Below are 21015 nucleotides of genomic sequence, written 5' to 3' on the forward strand. Positions count from 1 at the left end.
AACGACTCCGGCGCAACGAACCAGGTAACAACTCCGAAAGAGAGGAACTGATAATGGCTAAGATTCTGGGCATCGACTTGGGCACGACGAACTCCGCCATGGCCGTCATGGAGGGCTCCGAGCCCGAAATCCTCGTGAACGCGGAGGGCGACCGCACCACGCCGTCCGTCGAGGGCTTCCGCAAGGACGGCGAGCGCGTCGTCGGCAAGGCCGCGAAGAACCAGGCCGTCACCAACCCCGAGAACACCGTCTCCTCCGTCAAGCGCTTCATCGGCCGCTCCTACGACGAGACGCCCGAAGAGCGCAAGACCGTGAGCTACAAGCTGCAGAAGGGCAAGGACGGCCGCGCGGTGGTGGACATCGACGGCAAGGACTACACGCCCGAAGAGATTTCCGCCATGGTGCTGCAGAAGCTGAAGAACGACGCCGAGAAGCAGCTGGGCGGCCCGGTGACGCAGGCCGTCATCACGGTGCCCGCGTACTTCAACGACTCGCAGCGCCAGGCCACCAAGGACGCCGGCAAGATCGCGGGCCTCGAGGTGCTGCGTATCATCAACGAGCCCACGGCGGCGGCGCTGGCCTACGGCCTGGACAAGACGAACAAGGACCAGAAGATCCTCGTGTTCGACCTGGGCGGCGGCACGTTCGACGTGTCCATTTTGGAGCTCGGCGACGGCGTGTTCGAGGTCGCGTCCACCGCGGGCGACAACCACCTGGGCGGCGACGACTGGGATCAGCGCATCATCGACTGGCTGGCCGACAAGTTCCAGGCCGAGAACGGCATCGACCTGCGCAAGGACAAGATGGCCCTCCAGCGCCTGAAGGAAGCCGCCGAGAAGGCGAAGATGGAGCTCTCCTCCACCACGCAGGCCAACATCAACCTGCCGTTCATCACGGCCGACGCCTCCGGCCCGAAGCACCTCGACTACACGCTGACGCGCGCCGAGTTCGAGCGCATCACGAAGGACCTGCTCGATCGCGTGAAGCATCCCGTTGAGCAGGCGCTCAAGGACGCGGGCCTCAAGACGGGCGACATCGACGAGGTCATCCTCGTGGGCGGCTCCACCCGTATGCCCGCCGTGCAGGACCTGGTGAAGAAGCTCACCGGCAAGGAACCGAACATGTCCGTGAACCCCGACGAGGTGGTGGCCATGGGCGCGGCCGTCCAGGGCGGTGTGCTGTCCGGCGACGTCGAGGGCATCCTGCTGCTCGACGTGACCCCGCTGTCGCTCGGCGTGGAGACGATGGGCGGCGTCATGACCAAGATGATCGACCGCAACACCACCATCCCCACCCGCAAGACGGAGATCTACTCCACTGCTGCCGACAACCAGACGTCGGTCGAGGTGCACGTCCTGCAGGGCGAGCGCCAGATGGCCCACGACAACAAGACGCTCGGCAAGTTCCAGCTCTCCGGCATCCCGGCCGCGCGCCGCGGCGTGCCGCAGATCGAGGTCACCTTCGACATCGACGCCAATGGCATCGTGAACGTGTCGGCGAAGGACCTGGGCACCGGCAAGCAGCAGCAGATCACTATCTCCGGCTCCACGGCGCTCAACGACGACGAGGTGGAGCGCATGGTGAAGGACGCCGAGGCGCACGCTGAAGAGGACAAGAAGCGCAAGGAAGAGGTCGAGATTCGCAACAACTGCGACGCGCTGGTGAACGCCACCGAGCAGACGCTTGCCGAGGTGGGCGACAAGGCCCCGTCCGACGTGAAGAGCGCCGCACAGGACGCCATCGCCGAGGCGAAGAGCGCGCTGGAGGGCTCCGACATCGACGCCATTAAGACGGCCACCGAGAAGATGCAGCAGGCGGGCTACAAGCTGGCCGAGGTCGTGTACTCCACCGAGGGCGCGGCCGCCGGTGCCGGCGCGGCAGCCGCCGAGACGGCTCCGGCCGACGACACCATCGAGGCCGACTACGAAGTGGTTGACGAGGACGACAACAAGGAAGGGAAGTAATAGCCATGGCCCAGCCGAGCAAACCCACGCCGGAGCGCGCGGCTCAAGGCGAGGCGAAGAAGATCCCCATCGACGACGCACGTCCTGCGGCTGGCGAGGACCGGCCGCAGGCTCCCACCGCTGACACGGGCGGCAGCGCCCAACCCCCCTCCCCCTACGCTGCGTTGGCCAGCCAGTCGAAGCCAGGCGACAGGTCGTCGTAGCGCCGCTTCTTGTCGATGCCGGTGACGTAGAAGCGCCGGTTGTCTTTGTTCAGCTGCGCTGCGATGGCTTTGATGGTGGTGTTGCTGGGCCCTGTCGCTTTGCACCCCGCCCCCCACCCCCGACCACCCCCCCCCACGCCTGCGGCGGCACCGTCAGATGTGAAAAAGAGACAGACCCCCAGGGGTCGGCCGCGGGCGACGCCCCCGCCGATGAGCAGCCGCTCGAAGGCGAGCCCGAAGACGCCGCCCCGGCGGCCGACGAGCTGGTGGCCCAGGCCCAGGCCGAGGCGAAGGAGTGGCAGGACAAGTACCTGCGCCTGCACGCCGAGTGGGATACGTATCGCCGACGCACGTCCGAGCAGCGCGAGCTTGAGAAAGCGCGCGCGACCGAGAAGCTGGTCACGAGCCTGCTCCCGGTGATCGACGACTTCGAGCGCACTATCGACTATGCCACGAACAACGGCGAGGCCGGCTTGTTCGACGGCGTGAAGGCGGTGCACTCCAAGCTCGTCAACACGCTCACCACCGGCGGCGTCGAGGTGATCGACCCGAAGGGCGAGGCGTTCGATGCGCTCGAGGCGCAGGCCGTCGCCACGGTGGACGACCCGAGCGTTCCCGACGAGACGGTGGCCGACGTGTACCAGAAAGGTTACAAGATGGGAACGAAGGTCTTGCGACCCGCCATGGTCACCGTCAGCACCGGCGGCCCGAAACGGGAAAAAGCGCCTGATCAAGAGGCGAAGGAAAAGTAAAGGCAATCGACGAAGGCGGGCGGGCACACGGCCCGCTTTCGCGTAGAAGAGCAACGCGAGAAGGAGGTGGGGCGCATGGCGGCGACTCCCGACTATTATAAGACGCTCGGCGTTCCACGCACGGCAACGGCCGACGAGATAAAGAAAGCATTCCGCAAGCTCGCGCGCACGCACCATCCCGACGCGGGCGGCGACGAAGCCAAGTTCAAGGAGCTCAACGAAGCCTACGAAGTGCTCTCTGACGACAAGAAGCGCAAGCTCTACGACCAGTACGGCACGGCGAACGAGAACCAGATCCCCCAGGGCTGGGGCGGCGGCTCCGTGAACGTCGGTGACATCTTCGGCGGAGGTGGCGCGGGCGGCTTCGGCAGCTGGGCCGACATCCTGGAGAGCATCCGCCGCGGCGAAGGCGCCTTCGGCACCGAATGGGACTTCGGCGGAGGTGGCGGCTTCGGAGGCGGCGCGCGCCAGCCGCGGCCGCGCAAGGGCCAGGATATGAACGTGACGCTGAACGTGACGTTCGACGAGGCCTTCAAGGGCGCTGAGAAGCGCGTGACCGTGCGCGTGCCCGGCCGCGGCGAGTCCGAGACGCTCACGGTGAAGATACCGGCGGGTGCCGTTGACGGCGGGCGTCTGCGCTTCAAGGGCAAGGGCGGCCCCGGCGAGAACGGCGGCGAGGCGGGCGACCTCCTCATCACGACGAAGATCGACGAGCATCCGCACTACACCCGCAAGGGAGCCGACGTGCTCATGGACGTGCCGGTGAGCGTGGCCGAAGCGGCTCTGGGCGCCAGCGTGGTGGTGCCCGCGCCCGACGGCACGAAGGTGCGCGTGAAGGTGCCGAAGGGAACGCAGGACGGCACCGTCCTGTCCGTCAAGGGCAAGGGCGCGCCGAAGGTGAAAGGCGACGGCAGCGGCGACCTCAAGATAACCGTCAAGGTGGTCGTTCCCAAGGTGATGAACGAAGGCCAGAAGAAGGCCATGGAGGATTACCTGGCCGCCACCGCCGACAACGACGTGAGGAGCTGGTGATGAGCGACCGCAACGACCGCAACCGCCCGCTGTACATGATAAGCGTGGCCGCCCAGCTGGCCGGCGTGCATCCCCAGACGCTGCGCGCCTACGAGCAGAAGGGCCTCGTGTCGCCCCAGCGTACGAGCGGCAACACGCGCATGTACTCGCAGGCCGACATCGAGCGCCTGGAGCTTATCAACGAGCTCACGGGCGAGGGCATCAACCTGGCCGGCGTCATCCGCATCCTCGACTTGCAGGGGCGGCTGGACGAGCGCGACTCGGAGCTGGACGACCTGCACAAGCGGGTGCGTCGGCTGGCCGACCGCGTGCACGAGCTGGAAACGCGCGAGAGCGTAAACGCGCTTGTCCGCGTGTCCGACCTGCCCTCGGCCCTGCGACGCCTGCCGTAGGAGGGCGACCGCGCATTGCGCCCCGATGTTTCACGTGAAACATTTGATGATCTTTTCGATCATATAATGAGGAGGTACCTGTAATGAACATGGGCAACTTGAACAAACTGGCCCTGACCGCGCAGGAGGCACTGCAGCAGACCATCACCATCGCCTCCGAGAACGAATCGTCCCAAGCGGAGCCCATCCACATGCTGAAGGCCCTGCTTGAGTCGAAGGAGAACAACCTGTCGGCCATCATAAAGCGCATCGGCGCCGAGCCGTTCCAGCTGCTGGCCAACGTCGATGCCGAGATAGCGCGCATGCCCAAGGTGAGCGCGAGCGGCCCCATGATGATGAGCGGCGTGCCCGGCCCGGCCTTGCTGGGGCTCATCGACAACGCCGTGAAGATCGCCGAGAAGCTGGGCGACAGCTACGCCACGAGCGAGCACCTGCTCATCGCGCTGTCCGAGGATAAGGGCGCCGCGGGCAAGATCCTCACCGTGGCCGGCGTGACGCGCAAGACCATCGAGGCCGCCTACGAAGAGCTGCGCGGCGATACCCGCGTGACTGATCCGCAGGAGAAAACCCAGTTCGAGGCCTTGGAGCAGTACGGCCAGAACCTCACGCAGCAGGCCCGCGAGGGCAAGCTGGACCCGGTGATCGGCCGCTCGGAGGAAATCCGCCGCACCATCCAGGTGCTTTCCCGCCGCACGAAGAACAACCCCGTGCTCATCGGCGAGCCCGGCACCGGCAAGACGGCCATCGTGGAGGGCCTCGCCCAGCGCATCGTGGCTGGCGACGTCCCCTCGTCGCTGAAGGACCGCGACATCATCGCGCTCGACCTGCCCGCGATGCTGGCGGGTGCCAAGTACCGCGGCGAGTTCGAGGACCGCTTGAAGGCCGTGCTGCGCGAGGTGAAGCAGTCGGAGGGGCAGATCATCCTGTTTATCGACGAGCTGCACACCATCGTGGGCGCGGGCTCCACCGGCGACAGCTCCATGGATGCCGGCAACATGCTCAAGCCCGCCCTGGCGCGCGGCGAGCTGCACGCCATCGGCGCCACCACGCTCGACGAGTACCGCAAGTACATCGAGAAGGACGCCGCGCTGGAGCGCCGCTTCCAACCGGTGCTGGTCACCGAGCCAACGGTGGAGGACACCATCGCCATCCTGCGCGGCCTGAAGGAGAAGTACGAGATCCACCACGGCGTGCGCATCACCGACGCCGCCATCGTGGCTGCGGCCGAGCTCTCGAACCGCTACATCTCCGATCGCTTCCTGCCCGACAAGGCCATCGACCTCATGGACGAGGCCGCCAGCCGCCTGCGCATCGAGATCGACTCCATGCCTGAGGAGGTGGACGCGGCCGACCGCAAGCTCACGCAGATGCAGATCGAGGAGCAGGCCCTCATGAAGGAGACGGACGACGCCTCCAAGGAGCGCCTGGAAGCGCTGCGTCGCGAGATAGCCGCCGCGCAGGAGGATCTGGACAAGCGCAAGGCCGAGTGGCAGAACGAGAAGGACGTTATCGTTCACGTGCAGGAACTCAAAGCGCAGCTCGAAGGCGCCCAGCTGGAAGAAGAGCGCGCCACCCGCGAGGGCGACCTGGTGAAGGCTTCCGAGATCCGCTACGCCCGCATCCCCGACCTGCAGCGCCGCCTGCACGAGGCCGAGGAAGCTCTCAACGTGAAGCAGCAAGACGGCGCCATCCTGAAGGAGGAGGTGTCCGACGACGAGATCGCCGAGGTGGTGAGCGCCTGGACCGGCATCCCCGTGCAGAAGATGATGCAGGGCGAGATGGCCAAGCTCGTGGACCTGGAGGAGAAGCTGCACGAGCGCGTGGTGGGCCAGGACGAGGCCGTGTCGGCCGTGGCCGGTGCCATCCGCCGCAACCGCGCGGGCCTGTCCGACCCGAACCAGCCCATCGGATCGTTCCTGTTCCTGGGCCCCACCGGCGTGGGCAAGACGGAGCTTGCCAAGGCCCTGGCCGAGTACCTGTTCGACAGCGAGAAGGCCATGGTGCGCATCGACATGTCCGAGTACATGGAGAAGTTTTCCGTACAGCGCCTCATCGGCGCGCCTCCGGGGTACGTCGGCTACGACGAGGGCGGCCAGCTCACCGAGGCCGTGCGCCGCAAGCCGTATTCCGTGGTGCTGCTCGACGAGATAGAGAAAGCGCACCCGGACGTATTCAACATCCTCTTGCAGGTGCTCGACGACGGCCGCCTGACCGACGGCCAGGGCCGCGTGGTGTCGTTCAAGAACGCCATCATCATCATGACGAGCAACGTCGGCTCGCAGTTCATCCGCGAGTTCGCCGAGCACAACGACGAGAAGGCCATGAAGCAGGCCATCGACGGCGCGCTACGGGCGACGTTCCGCCCCGAGTTCATCAACCGCATCGACGACGTGGTGGTGTTCAACGCGCTCAACATGACGAACATCGAGCCCATCGTGGATTTGCAGCTGGAGGAGGTGCGCGACCGCCTGGCCGACCGCCGCATCACGCTCGACGTGACGCCGGCCGCGATGGAGCACCTGTCCATCGACGGCTACGACCCCATCTTCGGCGCGCGTCCGCTGAAGCGCCTCATCCAGCGCGAGATCGTAGACCGCATCGCCCAGAAGGTGGTGGAGGGCCAGCTGCGCGACCGCAGCCACGTCCTCATCGGCATCGACCAGGATGGCAACTACGAGTGCACCGTGGAGGCCCCGCTCGAATTGGACGCCTTCCCCATCGACGACCTCCTGACAGACGGCGAGAAATAATGTCACAAAAGGGGACAGTCCCCTTTTGTGACAAAACGCCCGCGAACCAGCGGCCCGCCACCCCGGCGGGCCGCTTTCGCGTTAGGCGAACTCACCGTCGCGGATGACGAGGTGGTCGTCGAGGTAGAGGGTGGGGCGGAGGATGATGCCGTCGAGGTGGCAGTCGGCTTTCGTGACGCCGCCGAACGAGGTGTTGGTGCCGAAGGCCACGTGCACGGTGCCGTAGAGCTTCTCGTCCTCGAGGATGATGCCGCAGAGCTTGGCAGCCTCGTTCGTGCCGATGCCGAGCTCGGCGACGGTTCCGTTCTCAGGTCGCTCGAACAGCACGGCGAGCTGCTCGGCGTAGGGGCCGTTCGCGTCGGCGCCCTCCATGCGCACGAGGCGGCCGCGCTCGATGACGGCGACTAGCGGCTCGGCCAGGGTGCCGATGCCCACCATCGAGCCGTCGATGACGACGCTGCCGTTGGCCTCGGTTTCGAGCGGCGCGATATAGGCCTCGCCCGAGGGGAAGTTGCCGCTCGCGCCCGGCTCGCGGTAGATGCCGGGGCTCGCCACGCCCGCGCGGCCGTCGAGCGAAAGCTCCAGCATGTGGCCGTCCTTCTCGATGCGGGCCGTGCGCGCCCGAGTCAAGCGCTCGGTGAGCTCGCGCGTGCGGCGCTCAACTTCGGCGTAGTCGGCGCAGGCAGCGCCTTCGCGCAGCATGTCCATGGTCACGCCGGGCATGGTGACCACGCGGGTGCCGGACTTCGCGGCCTCGATGCGCGCGTTCGTGTGCGTGACGGACTGGGCGGTGGGGCAGAGCGCGACGTCGGCCTCGCGCATCGCGGCGGCCACGGCGGCCGGCGGCTCCTCGCCCGCGACGCGGCCCACGGGCATCTGCAGGATGAGCGCGCGTCGGCCGAGCGAGCGCGCGGCGCGGTAGAACAGCTCGCCCACCTCGCGCGTGGCATCGTCAGTGACCACGAGCAGCGTCTCGTCTTCGCCGAGGCCGAGGTTCGTCTCGATGATGGTGCGCGCCCGCTCGTCCAAGTTCATCGTCGCGAGTCCTTTCAGTTCATAATTGCTGGTCAGAGTCGAGTGTTTCACGTGAAACATTTGACGGTTGGCACCGCGCGGGATCCTTCGACTTCGCGGCTTCGCCGCTCCGCTCAGGATGACAAGAGGGTGGGCCGCCCCGCCGCTCCGCTCAGGATGACAAAGGCTTACGCCTGCGGATCTTCTGCGGGCAGCTCGCCCATCGTCTGGAGGTGGGCCATGGTGCCGTAGCGCTCCACGAAGCGGGCGTATTCGTCGGCGTCGAAGAACGAGCACTTCCCTTCACCGAACGCCTTCGCCGCCTCGATCATGAACGACCCGGCCTCGTCCAAATCGCCCAGGTGCGTCGCCCCGGTCGCGCAGCCCGGCACCGCCGTCTCCGTGGTGATGGCCACGCCCACGACGGGAGCGTCGGTGGCCGTGCACGGCTGCAGGATCGAGTTCAGATGGTACAGGCCGTTGCCGTAGGGCGTGATGTCGGCCATCGACAGCGGGAACGTGCGCGCGCGGCGGCCGGTCGCGATCTCCACGAGGCCCACCAGGTCGTCGCTCACGCGCAGGATGCAGCCCTGCTTCACCGTGGGCGAGATCATGAAGCCGCGCTCGTTCATGATGCGGTTGCCCTTCGTCGTATCCACCACGAGTACCGCGTCTAGCACGTCGGCGCCGCCCACCTCTTCGCGGTTGACGTCCGCCGTGGCCACGGGCGAGCCCATGAAGGGCACCGGCTCGTGTGGCGACGTCGGCGCGTGCGGGCACACGTGCGTGGACAGCACCACGTCGCCCGCCAGCACGTCGCCGCGCGCGTGCATCGACAGCAGCTTCGCCGCGCAGGCCAGCACCGTGAGCGCGCCGTCGCCGTCCGACACGAAGCCGATGCGCTCGGGTCGCGCGCCCAAGCCCCCGAGGCGCCCCAAAAGCGCGATCGTCGGTGCGTCGCCGCCGGTCGAGCGCCCGCGCTCGCCCGGAATGCGCACGCGCACCATGTCGGTCGAGCCCTTGGGTCCTTCCAACACGTACGTCTCCGCGTCGCAGTCGGGATCGATGCCGCGCAGGTAGTCCACGGCCGCCCGCCCACTCGCGCCCGGCGAGTCCAACAGGTCGTACAAGTCGATCAGTTGCTTGAGGATCATGGTTCTTACTCCTATCGCGATACTGCCTACGTATTCGAAAGCCGATAACGTCTCTTCTTGCTGGTGGCCGGCTCCGAAGATTCAAGCACGCCCTCTTCGATCAGGCGATTGATATGCTTCAGCACGGTGACCCGGGAAAGGCGCAGCGCAGCTTCAGCCTCTTTGGCGCTGATTGATCCATTTTCCCTGGCCATGTTCAGGATAGCCTGCTCGGCGTCCTTTTGAGGGGAGTCATGCCGTTCGATCGAAGCCGCCGGGCGCTTTTTGAAAACAAGAGAGAACGAGCCGGGCCGGTCGAACACCTGCGGAGGCTCCATGCCGGCGGCCGCCAGCTGCGAGCGTATCTCGATGAACCCCGTCCCCTTGTTCTCGACGACGTACTGGGCGTTGCCAAGCGGGTGCGGGTACGGCGTGCTTCCAAGGATCTTCGAAAGGAACTCGTTCCTCGTCGAGGAGACGCCGAGCGTTCCGAGCGTATCCACCGTCACGGTGCCGTACAATCCCCCCGGGCTGAGAACCTCCAACCTGTCGGCGAACATGTTCACCTGCACCTGCGTTCCCCATGACTCGGGGGAGTAGTCGCGGTGCATGAGCGCGTTGGCCACCGCCTCGCGCACCGCCTCGAGAGGATAGTCGGGCACGTCTTCGCGAAACGCTCCCTCCACGAACGACGCCGTCCGCATGTTCCTTGCCACGGCGGCAACCGCGTCGGCGATCATGAAGGGAATGGGCCCGACGAAATCAGCCGAGTCGAGGAAGCGCTGCCCCGTGAAAGTCGAAGCCTTCGTCGTTCCGGGATATGACGCGAACGACACGTTCAGCCGGGGGAAATACTTCTGCGGGTACTCTCCCAGCGCGAGAAGCCCCGCGAGGGTGGGGCGAGGTGTGCCGCCGTCGTCCTCAGCGATCACGCGAAGGCTCACGAGTATGGCGAGGTCGTCGTACTTTTCGAACACGCGCGGGTGGAGAAAGCGCTCCTTTTTCAGCAGGGGCTCCACGAGCGATCGATCCAGATCGTCCACGACCGCCTCCTGCACGATTCGCACGTCATGGCGCGGCTGGGCGCGCTCCTCGAGGAGACGGTTTATCTCGTAATGGCTCATCTTCCGGTCGCCGTCGCCCGTGCGGATGAAGGATCCTTCGTACAGGCCTTTGGAGGCGACGTAGCACGGTTTGTCTCGCGGCGGCAATTCGGGGATCTTGGCGACGAGCACCGGCTTCTCCTCGAACTCTTCGAAGGCGATCTCCGGGCGAACGGGCGGTATGAGCTTGTTCGAGCACGCATCGGCCAAAGCGTCTTGCATGCGGCTCGGATCAAACGTGGGGACAGGCGCGAACCCCTCCCGTTCTGAGAGCCCAAGAAGGAGTATTCCGCCTGAGCCGTTCGAGAACGCGGAGAGGGTGGGGATGCAGTCCTTCGGGAACTCCTTCTCGGCGCTTTTGACCTCGCAGGTTTGCAAGTCGGTTCCGGCGGAGCGCATGAGGGCCACGTGGCGAGCGAGATCGAAGCGAGTCGTCAAGTCCAATCCGCATCCTTTCGGCGTGGTTTCGCATGAAGGGCCGGGCTGTGCATGGCAGCATCATAACGCGAGATGCTGTAATGATGAAGAGAAAAGTGAAATGATGTAAAGAAAGTTAAATGATAGATGTAATGATGAATGCCCCGTGTTCGATCTGGGCGCGATACGTCATAATAGCGGCAAGCGGCAACCACAGCGGAAAGGTCTACTCATCATGAGAAGGATGATCGGCATCAAAGAGATCGAGGACATGGCGCTCGGCGCGACGGTCCTCGGCGCGGGTGGGGGCGGCGACCCCTACGTCGGCAAGCTCATGGCCATCGAGGCCATCAGGAAGTACGGCGAGGTGGAGCTCATCTCGCCCGACGAGGTTCCCGACGACGCGATGGTGTGCGTGTCGCAGATGATGGGCGCCCCCACCATCATGGTGGAGAAGATCTGCAGCGGCCTTGAGCCCATGGCCACCTACGACGAGCTGGTGCGCGAGCTGGGCCAGGAGCCCTACGCCATCTACGCCGTGGAGGCGGGCGGCGTGAACTCCACCATCCCGTTCATCCTGGCGGCCACGCGTCGCATCCCCGTGGTGGACTGCGACCTCATGGGCCGCGCGTTCCCCGAGCTGCAGATGACCACGCTCGGCATCAACGGCGTGAAGGGCCAGCCGGCCGTGCTCGCCGACGAGAAGGGCAACACGGTGACGGTGCGCGGCATCGACGACAAGTGGCTCGAGCGCATCGCGCGCCAGGCCACGTCGGTGATGGGCGGCTACACCATCCTCGCGTCGTATCCTTGCACCGGGCGTCAGCTCAAGGATTTCTGCATCCCCGACACGCCGACGCTGTGCGAGGAGATCGGCCGCACGTTGCGCGAGGCGCGCGAGCAGCACGCCGACCCCATCGACGCGGTGCTGGGCGTGACGCGCGGCTTCCGCCTGTTCCGCGGCAAGGTGATGGACGTCGAGCGCAAGACCGACGGCATGTTCGTGCGCGGCCGCGCCGTGGTAAGCGGCCTTGACCAGGACAAGGGCAGCGAACTGGTCATCGAGTTCCAGAACGAGAACCTCATCGCGCTGCGCGATGGCGAGCCGGTGACCACCGCGCCCGACCTCATCATGTCGCTGGACATGGAATCCGGCGCGCCCGTGACCACCGAGGGCCTGAAATACGGCGCGCGCGTCGTGGTGGTGGGCATGCCCTGCGCGCCGCAGTGGCGCACGCCGCAGGGCCTGGCCGTGGTGGGCCCGCGCGCGTTCGGCTACGACGTGGACTACATCCCGGTGGAGGAGCGCATGGCGGCAGCGGAGGTGAACGCGCGATGAGCAAGAAGGACAAGAAGCTCTCGAAAAAGCAGCTGAAGAAGGCTGAGCAGAAAGCTGCGAAGAAGCAGGAAAAAAAGCGCGCTGCCGCGAAGGCGTCCACTCGCATCTGGCGTCTTGGCATCGACGTGGGCGGCACGAACACCGACGCCGTGATCATCGACGGCGACCTCAAGCTGGTGGCCGCCACGAAGAGCCCCACCACCGAGGACGTGATGGGCGGCATCAAGGCCGCCATGCACGAGGTGATCACGCAGGTGGGAGCCGACGAGGCCGCCAAGAACATCGGGTTCGCCATGCTGGGCACCACACACTGCACGAACGCCATCGTGGAGCGCAAGCGCCTCAACAAGGTGGCGGCCGTGCGCGTGGGCGCGCCGGCCACGACCGCCGTCAGCTGCATGGCCGACTGGCCCGACGAGCTGAAAGACGCCATGCGCGTGCAGGATTTCCTGGTGCACGGCGGCAACGAGTTCGACGGCCGCGAGATCAGCCCGCTTTCCGAGGACGAGATCCGCGAGGTCGCACGCATCGTACGCGAGGAGGGCTTCGAGTCCGTGGCGGTGACCAGCGTGTTCTCGCCGGTGTCCGATGCGCACGAGAAGCGCGCCGCCGCCATCCTGCGCGAGGAGCTGGGCGAGGGCTTCCCCGTCACGCTGTCGTCGGAGATCGGCTCGCTCGGGTTCCTCGAGCGTGAGAACGCCTCCATCCTGAACGCGGCGCTCTACGACGTGGCGCGCACGACGGCCGACAGCTTCGAGGCGGCGCTCGCGGCCGAGGGGCTGACCGACGTGGCCGTCTACCTGGGGCAGAACGACGGCACGCTCATGTCCGTGGACTACGCGAAGCGCTATCCCATCTTCACCATCGCGTGCGGGCCCACCAACTCCATCCGCGGCGCGTCGTTTCTCACGAAGGAGAAGGACGCCGTGGTCGTGGATATCGGCGGCACCACCACCGACGTGGGCGTGCTGGCGCACGGCTTCCCGCGCGAGAGCATGGTGGCCGTGGAGATCGGCGACGTGCGCACGAACTTCCGCATGCCCGACCTGGTGAGCGTGGGCCTCGGCGGCGGCTCCATCGTGCGGCAGCTCGACGACGGCCGCGTGACCGTGGGGCCCGACAGCGTGGGCTACCTGGTCACAAGCAAGGCGCTCTGCTTCGGCGGCGACACGCTCACGGCCACCGACATCGTGGTGGCGAAGGGACTGGCCGAGGGCGTGGGCGATCCCGCGCTGGTGGCTGGCCTCGATCCCGCGCTTGTGGACGCGGCCTACGCCGAGATCACGCGCATCATCGAGGACGCGGTGGACGCGATGAAGACCTCGGCCGGCGACGTGACCGTCATCCTCGTGGGCGGCGGATCCATCCTGGCTCCCGAGACGTTGGAAGGTGCCGGCGAGGTGCTGCGTCCGGAGAACTTCGGCGTGGCGAACGCCGTGGGCTCGGCCATCGCGCAGGTGTCGGGCCAGATAGCGAAGGTGTTCTCGCTGACCGAGACGCCGCGCGACCAGGCGCTCTCCGAGTCGAAGCAGCGCGCCTGCGACGAGGCCATCGAGGCCGGCGCCGACCCCGCCACCGTGGAGGTGGTGGACGTCGAGGACATCCCCATGGCCTACCTGGGCGACGCGCTCTGCATCCGCGTGAAGGCCGTCGGCGATCTCAAATTGTAAGGGAGGCAACTCATGACCGAAGAAAAGCGAACCGCCCACCTGGCGCTCATCCAGTTCGAGAGCACGATGTGCGACCCGGCGGCGAACGCCGAGAAGGCGTGCCGCATGATCGTCGAGGCGGGTGCGCAGGGGGCCGACCTCGTGGTGCTGCCCGAGCTGTTCTCGACGGGCTACCAGCTGAACGTCGTGGGCCCGCGCGTGCCCGAGCTGGCCGAGCCCATCGACGGCCCCACGGTGACCGCGCTGCAAGCTGCCGCTCGCGAGGCCGGCTGCTACGTGGTGGCGGGCCTCGCGCTCACCTACGAGCTTGCGGGCGTGGCGTTCAACAGCGCCGTGGTCATCGACCGCGAGGGCCGGCTGATCGGCACCTACGACAAGCAGCACCTCTGGGCGCTCGAGCGCTTCTACTTCCGCTCCGGCAACGACACTCTCGTGTTCGACACCGACTTCGGGCGCGTCGGCGTGCTCATCTGCTACGACCTGGGCTTCCCGGAGGTGTCGCGCATGCTCGCGCTGCAGGGCGCCGACATCCTCGTGTGCCCGTCGGCCTGGTGCGCCGAGGACATGGACATCTGGGACGTGAACGCGCCTGCCCGCGCGCTCGAGAACACCGTGTTCCTGGCGGCCGTCAACCGCTACGGCGTGGAGGACGACCTGGTCATGCCCGGTCACACGAAGGTGTGCAACCCGCGCGGCCACGTGATAGCCGAGCTTGAGGAGGAGGCCGAAGGCGTGCTGCACGTGGAGCTCGACCTCGACGACGTGACGGCCCTCCGCCAGCGCAGCCCCTACCTGCGCGACCGCCGCCCCGACCTCTACGACCTGGTGCTTCTCCCATAATGGCATAAAAGGGGACAGTCCCCTTTTATGCCATTCGAGCTATTGCTTCGAGCTTCTCCACGTCCAGGACGTGGATGCAGTTGCGCCGCTTCTCGATGACGCCTTGGGCATGCAGGCGCGAAAGCGCGGTCGACACGGAATTGCGGCTGATGCCCAGCATGTCGGCCAGCGCGACGTTGCTGTACGGCAAAAGCGCGGGATCGCCGTCGCCTTGCCGCTCCTGCACGAGCTCGGCCAAAAGCATCGGCACGCGCTGGCTCGTCGCGTAGAACGACGAGTTCAGCACCTCCTTCGTCTGCATCGAGAGCAGCCCGAACAGGTAGCGTACCGTGCGGTCGGCGAACTCGGGGCAGCCGTGCAGCAGCTTGAAGAACGACTCCTTGGGGATGGCCAGGACGCAGCAGTCCTCGCAGCAGCGCGCCGACGTCATGGGCAGGCAGTTGTCGCGCAGGATGTGGAACCCGAAGAACGAGCCGGCCTTGTAGCGGTCGATCACCTTCATGCGTCCCGCCGCGTCGACGCGGAAGCACTCCACCGAGCCTTCCCCTTGCTTCCCCCTCGCATTGGCGATGCCGACAGTATAGGAAGCCGACGGCGATACTTCTGCCCAGCCCGTGCACAAAGCCGCGCCCAAACTTGTGCGCAACAAGAAAGCTCCCGCTGTTTCACGTGAAACAGCGGGAGCTTTCTTGCAAGTCGATGGTGCGAAACTTTGTACATCGGCTTTTCAACATTGTACTTTTGAAGCAAACTTTGTACTTCAACTTGAAAGAATCACACTTTTTCATCGAGTTTTGTACTTTCGCTTTCGAGTATTGTACTTTTAGCTTCAGTATTGTACTTTTACTGTACGAGTATCGTACTTTTACTTGAGGGGGAGTTTGCATGCTTGAAACGGATCTCCAACATCTGGTAGCGAACATTCAAGAAATGCAAGCGGAGATGCAAACTGTTGAAGTCAAAAAGGCGCATGACGGCTGTCCGAAGCGCCTGTTCGACACCTTGTCTTCATTCTCGAACCAAGACGAGGGAGGCGTCATCGTCTTCGGGCTCGATGAGACGAACGCATATAAGTGCGTCGGAGTGTACGACGTGCAGGATTTGCAGAAAAGCGTGACCGAGCAATGCAACCAGATGGATCCCGTCGTGCGACCGTTGTTCAGCGTGTGCAAGGTTGGCGATTCGTACGTCGTCTCTGCCGAGATTCCGGCGCTCGATCTGTCCGACCGACCCTGCTATTACAAGGGCAAGGGCAAAACGAAGGGATCGTACAAGCGCGTTGGCGAAGCGGATGAGCTTATGACGGAATATGAGATATACAGCTACGAATCCTTCCGGAAGAAATACCAGGATGATATTCGTGTCGTCCCGAACGCCGACCTCGCTTCCCTCGACGAAGGTCTGCTTGAAGAATATCTGGTGAAGCTCAAGCGCAACAAGCCGAATCTTGGCAAGTTGGATCGGGATCGCATCCTCGATTTGATGGGCGTGACGCGCGACGGGGGCGTTTCGCTGTATGCCGAGTGGATGTTCGGGCTGTATCCGCAGGCGTTCATTCCCCAGCTCTGCATCGTCGCCGTTTCGATCCCCGGAGAAGAGATGGGCGAGACAGGGCCCGAAGGAGAGCGCTTCATCGACAACCGGCGCATCGAGGGGACGATCCCCGACATGTTGAAGGAATCGCTTGTCTTCGTGAGGGGCAACATGAAGACGAAGACGGTCATCGATCCCGCCACTGGCGAGCGTCAGGATATCCCGGAATATCCTGTGGAAGCGATCAGGGAAATCGTGCTCAACGCTCTTGTCCATCGCGATTACAGCGTGCACACCGAAGGCATGCCTATCCAAATCAGGATGTTCGCCGACCGCATCGAAGTGAGCAATCCCGGAGGATTGTATGGACGGTTGCGCGTCGATCAGCTGGGCAAGGTGCAGCCCGACACGCGCAATCCCGCTCTCGCAACCGCGATGGAAACGCTCGGTTTAACGGAGAATCGCTATTCGGGCATTCCGACCGTTCTCAGACTCATGCGTCAAGCCGGCCTTCCGCAGCCGGAGTTCGTCGACACGCACGATTCGTTCACGGTCGTGTTGCGCAAAGCGCCTGCCGCGCAGGCGAAAGCCGACGACACCGAGAAAGAGCCCGATCTCGCGGCGTTTTGCTCCGTGCCGCGCTCCCGTGCGGAAATAGCCGAGTTCCTCGGGCTTGCGTCCACCCCCTATGCAACTCGCGTGTACATCATGCCTGCGGTTCAGGAGGGGCGGTTGCGTATGACGATTCCCGACAAGCCGAGAAGCTCGAGGCAACGTTACGTGGCAGCAAGGCTTCCATAAGGCACGCCAACGAAAAAGCCCCCGGTGTTTCACGTGAAACAGCGGGGGCTCGGATGGCGAACGGGTCGGGCAGATGCGCTAGAGCACCTGGTCCGTCTCAGCGAAGGCGACGATGTCCATCTTCTTCATGGCGGCGTACGCCTTCATGATCACCCAGTACAGCACGCCGGCCAGGATGAGCGAGTTCAGGCCGGGGATGCCGATGTTCATGATGCTGGTGATCTCGCCCACCGCGAAGCCGGCGATCCAGCTCACGATGGCGAGCGGGTTCAGCTTCTCCACAGTGGCGGGCAGCATGCCCTTGGCGCGCGACTCGTCGAGCGCCGCGCGGCTGCGCTTCAGCACGAAGTAGTCAACCACCATGATGCCCGCGACGGGCGGGATGGCCACGCCGAGCAGCGAGAGGAATCCCACGAAGTAGTTGATGATGCCGATCACCGACAGGGCCGTGCCCACGATGCCGAGCGCCCACACGAGCGCGTTGCGGCTGAGCTTCTTGTTGAACAGCGCGTTGATCATCGTGGCCAGGCCGAGCGACGACGAGTACAGGTTGATGTCGTTGAGCTTCACCGTGGAGGCCACCACGATGATGACGCCGATGACGCCCGAGGTGCCCATCATGATGTCGACCACGTTCTCGGTGCCCATGGCGTGCGCCAGCAGCACGGCCAGCAGGTTCATGCCCAGCTCGCCCACGAACGTGCCGATGAGCGTCATCCAGAACACCTGCGTGCCGTTCTTCAGGAAGCGCGCGTAGTCGGGCGTGCAGATGGCGCCGGCGATGAAGCCGCCCGCCACCATCGTGGTGGCCGCGCCCAGCGTGAGCGCCGGTCCCGGAGGGGCGGTGGTCAGAAGCTCGGTGATGGTGTGGTCCTGCAGGATGATGGCCGCGGCCACCACGACAACGATCACGAACAGCGGCACGAACACGGTGGCGAAGTTCGCGATGGCCTTGATGCCGAACACCACCAGAAGCGTGATGCCGAGGCCGGTGATGATGGCCCACACGGGGTACTCGAACGCGCCGAGGAAGTCCGTGAACGGGACGATGCTGGTCATGCCCTCGCCGAACACGGCGTTCTGCACGCCGAACCAGCCCACCATCGAGATGGCCACCACGCCGCCGAACAGCGCCGAGCCCACCTTGCCGAAGCCCGCCCAGCGCGAGAGCAGGCTGGTGGACAGGCCCTCCTTCGCGGCCGCCGTGCCGAGCGCCCAGCTGACCACCTGCAGCAGCACCGAGCCGAGCATGGTGGCCAAGAAGGCGTCCCAGAACGTCAGGCCGTAGCCGAGCGCCGCGCCCAGCATGAGCTGGGACACGCAGCAGATCGCGCCGATCCTGATGAAAAGAATCCGCCAGAACGGCTGTTTCGCTTCATCAGGTACGCGCGACAACGAATAGTCGATGTCGTTTTCCGGAGCCATGATTGTCCTTTCTCCCCTGCGGCGTCGCCCGCAGGCCGATCCCCCTCGCGGCGTTTTCTCCTCGACGTCGCGGCCTTGCAGCAAGCAAGATGGAGGGGATTATACCGTGCGCGCGGCTCTTTCGTGACGACGTGGGGAAAGTTTCATTGGGGAGAAACCATCGAAGGGGCCGAGCGGCTGCCTCGGTCGGTCTGCGGCGAGCGCGCCTCTGCCCCCGCGCCCTCGCCCCCGCGCGCCGGGTTGGGGACTTCTGGAGTGTTGACAAGCCGCCCGTATCGGAGAACGGCCGTTTGTACTAGAATACCCGCATGCGAAAAAAGCCGCAGAACATCCGACAGTCGCTCGAGGCTCCGCTCATGGGGTTCGGCATCGTGCTGCTCTCGCTGGGGTGCTTCCTGCTGGCGCTGTGGGCGCTCATCATCATCGTGAGGGTCGTGCTGGGTTGAGTCCGATCGTCGAAAACGCCGCTTCGGCCGGCGCGGGACAGGGGTAGGGCGCATCCATGTGGCAGCGGTTCACATTGTACGATGTGCGGGTCATCGGCCATTACCTCGGCGTGCTCGTGCTGTTCTCCACGTTCGCCCTCGTCGTGCCGTTCGTGACGGCCGTCGCTTGCGGCGAGTGGAGGCCGGCCGGCCATTACCTTCTGACCATCGGCATCTCCCTCATCGTGGGGTCGGCCCTGCGCTTCTTGCGCGTCGAGCCGGGCCGCCTCAACAGGCAGCAGGCGCTCGCCGTCACCGGTCTCGCCTGGATCGTGCTCGCCTTCGTCGCCGCCGTGCCCCTGCATCTCTCCGGGCACTACGCCACCTACCTTGACGCGCTGTTCGACGGCGTGTCGGGCATGACCACGACGGGCGCGAGCGTCATCCTCGACCTCGACCACCTGTCGAACGCCGACAACATGTGGCGGTTCATGACCCACCTCATCGGCGGTTTGGGACTCATCGTGGTGGCGCTGTCGTTCGGCCTGTTCGGCAAGCGCGCCGGCGCGAGCCTGTACATGTCCGAGGGGCGCAGCGAGCACGTGGTGCCCAACGTCGTGCAGACCACCCAGTTCATCGCGAAGATAGCCATGGGTTTCATCCTCATCGTCGCGCTCGTCCTCACGGGGCTGTGCCTCTTCCTCGGCATGGAGCCGCTGCGCGCCGTGCTGCACGCCCTGTGGCTCGCCATCTCGGGCTTCACCACCGGCGGCTTCACGCCCATGAGCCAAAGCGTCATGTACTACCACTCCTTCCCCGTCGAGGTGGTGCTCATGCTGCTCATGCTCATGGGCTCCATCAACTTCGTGCTGCACTCCGAGGTGTGGAAGGGCCGCGTCGCCATCTTCTTCCGCGACCTCGAGATCCGCACGATGGTCGTGTGGCTCGCGGTGGTGACGTGCGTGTTCGCGGCCTCGCTCAGCGCAAGCGGCGAGTTCTCCAACCTTCCCACCATGCTGCGGCGCGGCCTGTTCATGGTGATCTCGGCGTTCTCCACCACCGGCTTCCAGAACATCACCACCAACCAGCTGACCACGCTGCTCGGGTCGGGCGCGTTTCTGGTGCTGGCCATGCTCATGGCGGTGGGCGGCAGCGGCGGGTCCACCTCGGGCGGCATCAAGTTCAACCGCATGGGCCTCATCGCGAAGTCCATGGTGTCCACCATCAAGCAGGCGCTCGCTCCCGACACGGCCCGCGTGGTCGTGGCGTACAACCACGTGGGGCGGCGCATCCTCTCGCCCGAGATCGTGAAAGAGGCCATGACGGTGTTCGTCCTGTACGTCATCACGTACGCGGTGGGCGCCCTCGTGGGCATCGCGCACGGGTTCGAGGCGGCGCCGGCCATCTTCGAGTCGGTGTCGATGGCCAGCAACGGCGGCATCGTCTCGACGCTCGCGACGTCCGGCATGCCCGTGACGCTGGAGGTGTTCTACATCCTGCAGATGTGGGCCGGCCGTCTGGAGTTCGTGACGCTTATCGCGCTCGTGGTGGAGATCATCGTGTCACTCAATCTGAAAAGGCGGGTGTCGAAGGGATGACCTGGCTATTCGCACGCATAGCGCCCCGCTTCGCCCGTGCCGCGCTTGTCGCGGCCGCGTTGGCGGCCGGGCTGGCGCTCGCGCCGACGGTGTTCGCCGACGAGCCCGTCGATCAGCCCGCCGCGCAGGACGACAACGCGGTGAACACCCAGCAGCTGCCCGACAGCTCGTTCATCTACGACACGTCCATATCCGATCTGAGCAGCGCGGACACCTACTACGACAACCAGACGGTGCAGGTGGTGGGCGAAGCCGTCGGCGACAGCATCCGCTCGGGGCTGGGCAACCGCCACCGGTGGATCACGCTGTCGGCCGAGGGCGACTCGTCCACGCTCTCGGTGTACATGACCGCCGAGCAGGCCGCGAAAATCGACGCGTTCGGCAAGTACGGCACGCGCGGCACCACGCTGCAAGTGCGCGGGACGTTCCATCTCGTCTGCCCCGACCATGAGGGGCTCTCCGACCTCCACGCCGAGGTGGTGACGGCGGTCGCGCCCGGCGAGCATCGCGAGGACGTGTTCGATTTCAACGACTTCGTCCCCGGCATCGCGGCGGTGGCGGTGGGGCTTATCATGCTCGGGGTGTTCTACTGGCTGCGCGAGCGGCAGCGTTAGGAAAGGGGAC

The 21015-nt window shown here is 65.4% G+C and carries 17 protein-coding genes and 1 pseudogene; 12 read left to right on the plus strand and 6 right to left on the minus strand.

Annotated elements, in window-relative coordinates; all coding sequences use genetic code 11:
• Nucleotides 1-26: 26 nt before the first annotated feature.
• A pseudogene (dnaK, locus tag FX134_RS09890) lies at nucleotides 27-1964 on the plus strand (molecular chaperone DnaK); the annotation flags it as partial.
• A 154-nt stretch (nucleotides 1965-2118) separates the two neighbouring features.
• Here dnaK and FX134_RS09895 read toward each other — a convergent pair.
• Nucleotides 2119-2304 (minus strand): hypothetical protein, encoded by a 186-nt coding sequence (locus tag FX134_RS09895; RefSeq protein WP_143412174.1) that lies wholly within the window; start codon nucleotides 2302-2304, stop codon nucleotides 2119-2121.
• Between FX134_RS09895 and FX134_RS09900 the strand changes: the two genes are divergently transcribed.
• The 4 genes from FX134_RS09900 to clpB all read left to right on the plus strand — a co-directional run bounded on the left by FX134_RS09900 (nucleotide 2221) and on the right by clpB (nucleotide 7093).
• The gene (locus FX134_RS09900; protein ID WP_080801143.1) at nucleotides 2221-2919 is read left to right on the plus strand and encodes a nucleotide exchange factor GrpE; all 699 of its coding nucleotides are present in this window, start codon (nucleotides 2221-2223) and stop codon (nucleotides 2917-2919) included. The two genes, FX134_RS09895 and FX134_RS09900, sit on opposite strands and share 84 nt — an antisense overlap.
• A 75-nt stretch (nucleotides 2920-2994) precedes the next feature.
• Entirely contained in the window at nucleotides 2995-3951 is a 957-nt protein-coding gene (locus tag FX134_RS09905) for a DnaJ C-terminal domain-containing protein (RefSeq protein ID WP_080801146.1), read from the plus strand.
• Complete coding sequence (locus FX134_RS09910) at nucleotides 3951-4343, plus strand: heat shock protein transcriptional repressor HspR (RefSeq protein ID WP_080801149.1); 393 nt, start codon at nucleotides 3951-3953, stop codon at nucleotides 4341-4343. The genes FX134_RS09905 and FX134_RS09910 overlap by 1 nt, the downstream gene beginning before the upstream one ends.
• 89 nt (nucleotides 4344-4432) lie before the next feature.
• Nucleotides 4433-7093: an ATP-dependent chaperone ClpB gene (gene clpB / locus FX134_RS09915; RefSeq protein ID WP_407641853.1), complete on the plus strand. Its 2661-nt coding sequence runs from the start codon at nucleotides 4433-4435 to the stop codon at nucleotides 7091-7093.
• An 81-nt stretch (nucleotides 7094-7174) separates the two neighbouring features.
• On the opposite strand, the gene FX134_RS09920 is transcribed toward clpB, so the two are convergent.
• The 3 genes from FX134_RS09920 to FX134_RS09930 form a co-directional block, all read right to left on the minus strand.
• Nucleotides 7175-8128, minus strand: coding sequence for an aminopeptidase (locus FX134_RS09920; RefSeq protein WP_080801157.1), 954 nt, complete (start codon nucleotides 8126-8128; stop codon nucleotides 7175-7177).
• 167 nt (nucleotides 8129-8295) lie between these two features.
• Nucleotides 8296-9261: a DUF1177 domain-containing protein gene (locus tag FX134_RS09925; RefSeq protein WP_080801160.1), complete on the minus strand. Its 966-nt coding sequence runs from the start codon at nucleotides 9259-9261 to the stop codon at nucleotides 8296-8298.
• Nucleotides 9262-9287: 26 nt separating this feature from the next.
• Nucleotides 9288-10787, minus strand: coding sequence for an ATP-binding protein (locus FX134_RS09930; RefSeq protein WP_232050906.1), 1500 nt, complete (start codon nucleotides 10785-10787; stop codon nucleotides 9288-9290).
• Between the two features lie 208 nt (nucleotides 10788-10995).
• Between FX134_RS09930 and FX134_RS09935 the strand changes: the two genes are divergently transcribed.
• From FX134_RS09935 to FX134_RS09945, 3 genes are read left to right on the plus strand one after another with little or no spacing between them, the layout of a single operon-like run.
• Nucleotides 10996-12099, plus strand: a complete 1104-nt coding sequence (locus FX134_RS09935) for a DUF917 domain-containing protein (RefSeq protein WP_080801162.1) — start codon at nucleotides 10996-10998, stop codon at nucleotides 12097-12099.
• Nucleotides 12096-13769, plus strand: a complete 1674-nt coding sequence (locus tag FX134_RS09940; protein WP_232050907.1) for a hydantoinase/oxoprolinase family protein — start codon at nucleotides 12096-12098, stop codon at nucleotides 13767-13769. The genes FX134_RS09935 and FX134_RS09940 overlap by 4 nt, the downstream gene beginning before the upstream one ends.
• A 12-nt stretch (nucleotides 13770-13781) precedes the next feature.
• Nucleotides 13782-14609, plus strand: a complete 828-nt coding sequence (locus FX134_RS09945; protein WP_080801166.1) for a nitrilase-related carbon-nitrogen hydrolase — start codon at nucleotides 13782-13784, stop codon at nucleotides 14607-14609.
• 25 nt (nucleotides 14610-14634) lie between these two features.
• Here FX134_RS09945 and FX134_RS09950 read toward each other — a convergent pair whose 3' ends face one another.
• Complete coding sequence (locus tag FX134_RS09950; protein WP_080801169.1) at nucleotides 14635-15144, minus strand: Crp/Fnr family transcriptional regulator; 510 nt, start codon at nucleotides 15142-15144, stop codon at nucleotides 14635-14637.
• A gap of 350 nt (nucleotides 15145-15494) precedes the next feature.
• Here FX134_RS09950 and FX134_RS09955 point away from each other — a divergent pair, with 350 nt between their 5' ends.
• A complete protein-coding gene (locus FX134_RS09955; protein ID WP_080801173.1) occupies nucleotides 15495-16943 on the plus strand; it encodes an ATP-binding protein in 1449 nt (482 codons plus the stop codon).
• A 78-nt stretch (nucleotides 16944-17021) separates the two neighbouring features.
• Here FX134_RS09955 and FX134_RS09960 read toward each other — a convergent pair whose 3' ends face one another.
• Entirely contained in the window at nucleotides 17022-18368 is a 1347-nt protein-coding gene (locus FX134_RS09960; protein ID WP_080801176.1) for a purine-cytosine permease family protein, read from the minus strand.
• Between the two features lie 308 nt (nucleotides 18369-18676).
• Between FX134_RS09960 and FX134_RS14585 the strand changes: the two genes are divergently transcribed.
• From FX134_RS14585 to FX134_RS09970, 3 genes are read left to right on the plus strand one after another with little or no spacing between them, the layout of a single operon-like run.
• Entirely contained in the window at nucleotides 18677-18814 is a 138-nt protein-coding gene (locus tag FX134_RS14585) for a hypothetical protein (RefSeq protein ID WP_172623450.1), read from the plus strand.
• 56 nt (nucleotides 18815-18870) lie between these two features.
• A complete protein-coding gene (locus FX134_RS09965) occupies nucleotides 18871-20391 on the plus strand; it encodes a TrkH family potassium uptake protein (protein WP_080801179.1) in 1521 nt (506 codons plus the stop codon).
• On the plus strand, nucleotides 20388-21005 hold the full coding sequence (locus tag FX134_RS09970) for a hydrolase (protein WP_080801181.1): 618 nt from the start codon (nucleotides 20388-20390) through the stop codon (nucleotides 21003-21005). Before FX134_RS09965 ends, FX134_RS09970 begins: the two co-directional genes overlap by 4 nt.
• Nucleotides 21006-21015 lie beyond the last annotated feature (10 nt).

Source organism: Arabiibacter massiliensis, from assembly GCF_902386925.1.
Taxonomy (GTDB): domain Bacteria; phylum Actinomycetota; class Coriobacteriia; order Coriobacteriales; family Eggerthellaceae; genus Arabiibacter; species Arabiibacter massiliensis.

Excerpts from the sequence above, each read along its gene's own strand:
- FX134_RS09960 (WP_080801176.1), bottom strand. The coding sequence starts at position 18,368 with ATGGCTCCGGAAAACGACATCGACTATTCGTTGTCGCGCGTACCTGAT.
- FX134_RS09910 (WP_080801149.1), top strand. The coding sequence starts at position 3,951 with ATGAGCGACCGCAACGACCGCAACCGCCCGCTGTACATGATAAGCGTG.
- clpB (WP_407641853.1), top strand. The coding sequence starts at position 4,433 with ATGGGCAACTTGAACAAACTGGCCCTGACCGCGCAGGAGGCACTGCAG.
- FX134_RS09920 (WP_080801157.1), bottom strand. The coding sequence starts at position 8,128 with ATGAACTTGGACGAGCGGGCGCGCACCATCATCGAGACGAACCTCGGC.
- FX134_RS09905 (WP_080801146.1), top strand. The coding sequence starts at position 2,995 with ATGGCGGCGACTCCCGACTATTATAAGACGCTCGGCGTTCCACGCACG.
- FX134_RS14585 (WP_172623450.1), top strand. The coding sequence starts at position 18,677 with ATGCGAAAAAAGCCGCAGAACATCCGACAGTCGCTCGAGGCTCCGCTC.
- FX134_RS09925 (WP_080801160.1), bottom strand. The coding sequence starts at position 9,261 with ATGATCCTCAAGCAACTGATCGACTTGTACGACCTGTTGGACTCGCCG.
- FX134_RS09935 (WP_080801162.1), top strand. The coding sequence starts at position 10,996 with ATGAGAAGGATGATCGGCATCAAAGAGATCGAGGACATGGCGCTCGGC.
- FX134_RS09965 (WP_080801179.1), top strand. The coding sequence starts at position 18,871 with ATGTGGCAGCGGTTCACATTGTACGATGTGCGGGTCATCGGCCATTAC.
- FX134_RS09955 (WP_080801173.1), top strand. The coding sequence starts at position 15,495 with ATGCTTGAAACGGATCTCCAACATCTGGTAGCGAACATTCAAGAAATG.
- FX134_RS09970 (WP_080801181.1), top strand. The coding sequence starts at position 20,388 with ATGACCTGGCTATTCGCACGCATAGCGCCCCGCTTCGCCCGTGCCGCG.
- FX134_RS09940 (WP_232050907.1), top strand. The coding sequence starts at position 12,096 with ATGAGCAAGAAGGACAAGAAGCTCTCGAAAAAGCAGCTGAAGAAGGCT.
- FX134_RS09945 (WP_080801166.1), top strand. The coding sequence starts at position 13,782 with ATGACCGAAGAAAAGCGAACCGCCCACCTGGCGCTCATCCAGTTCGAG.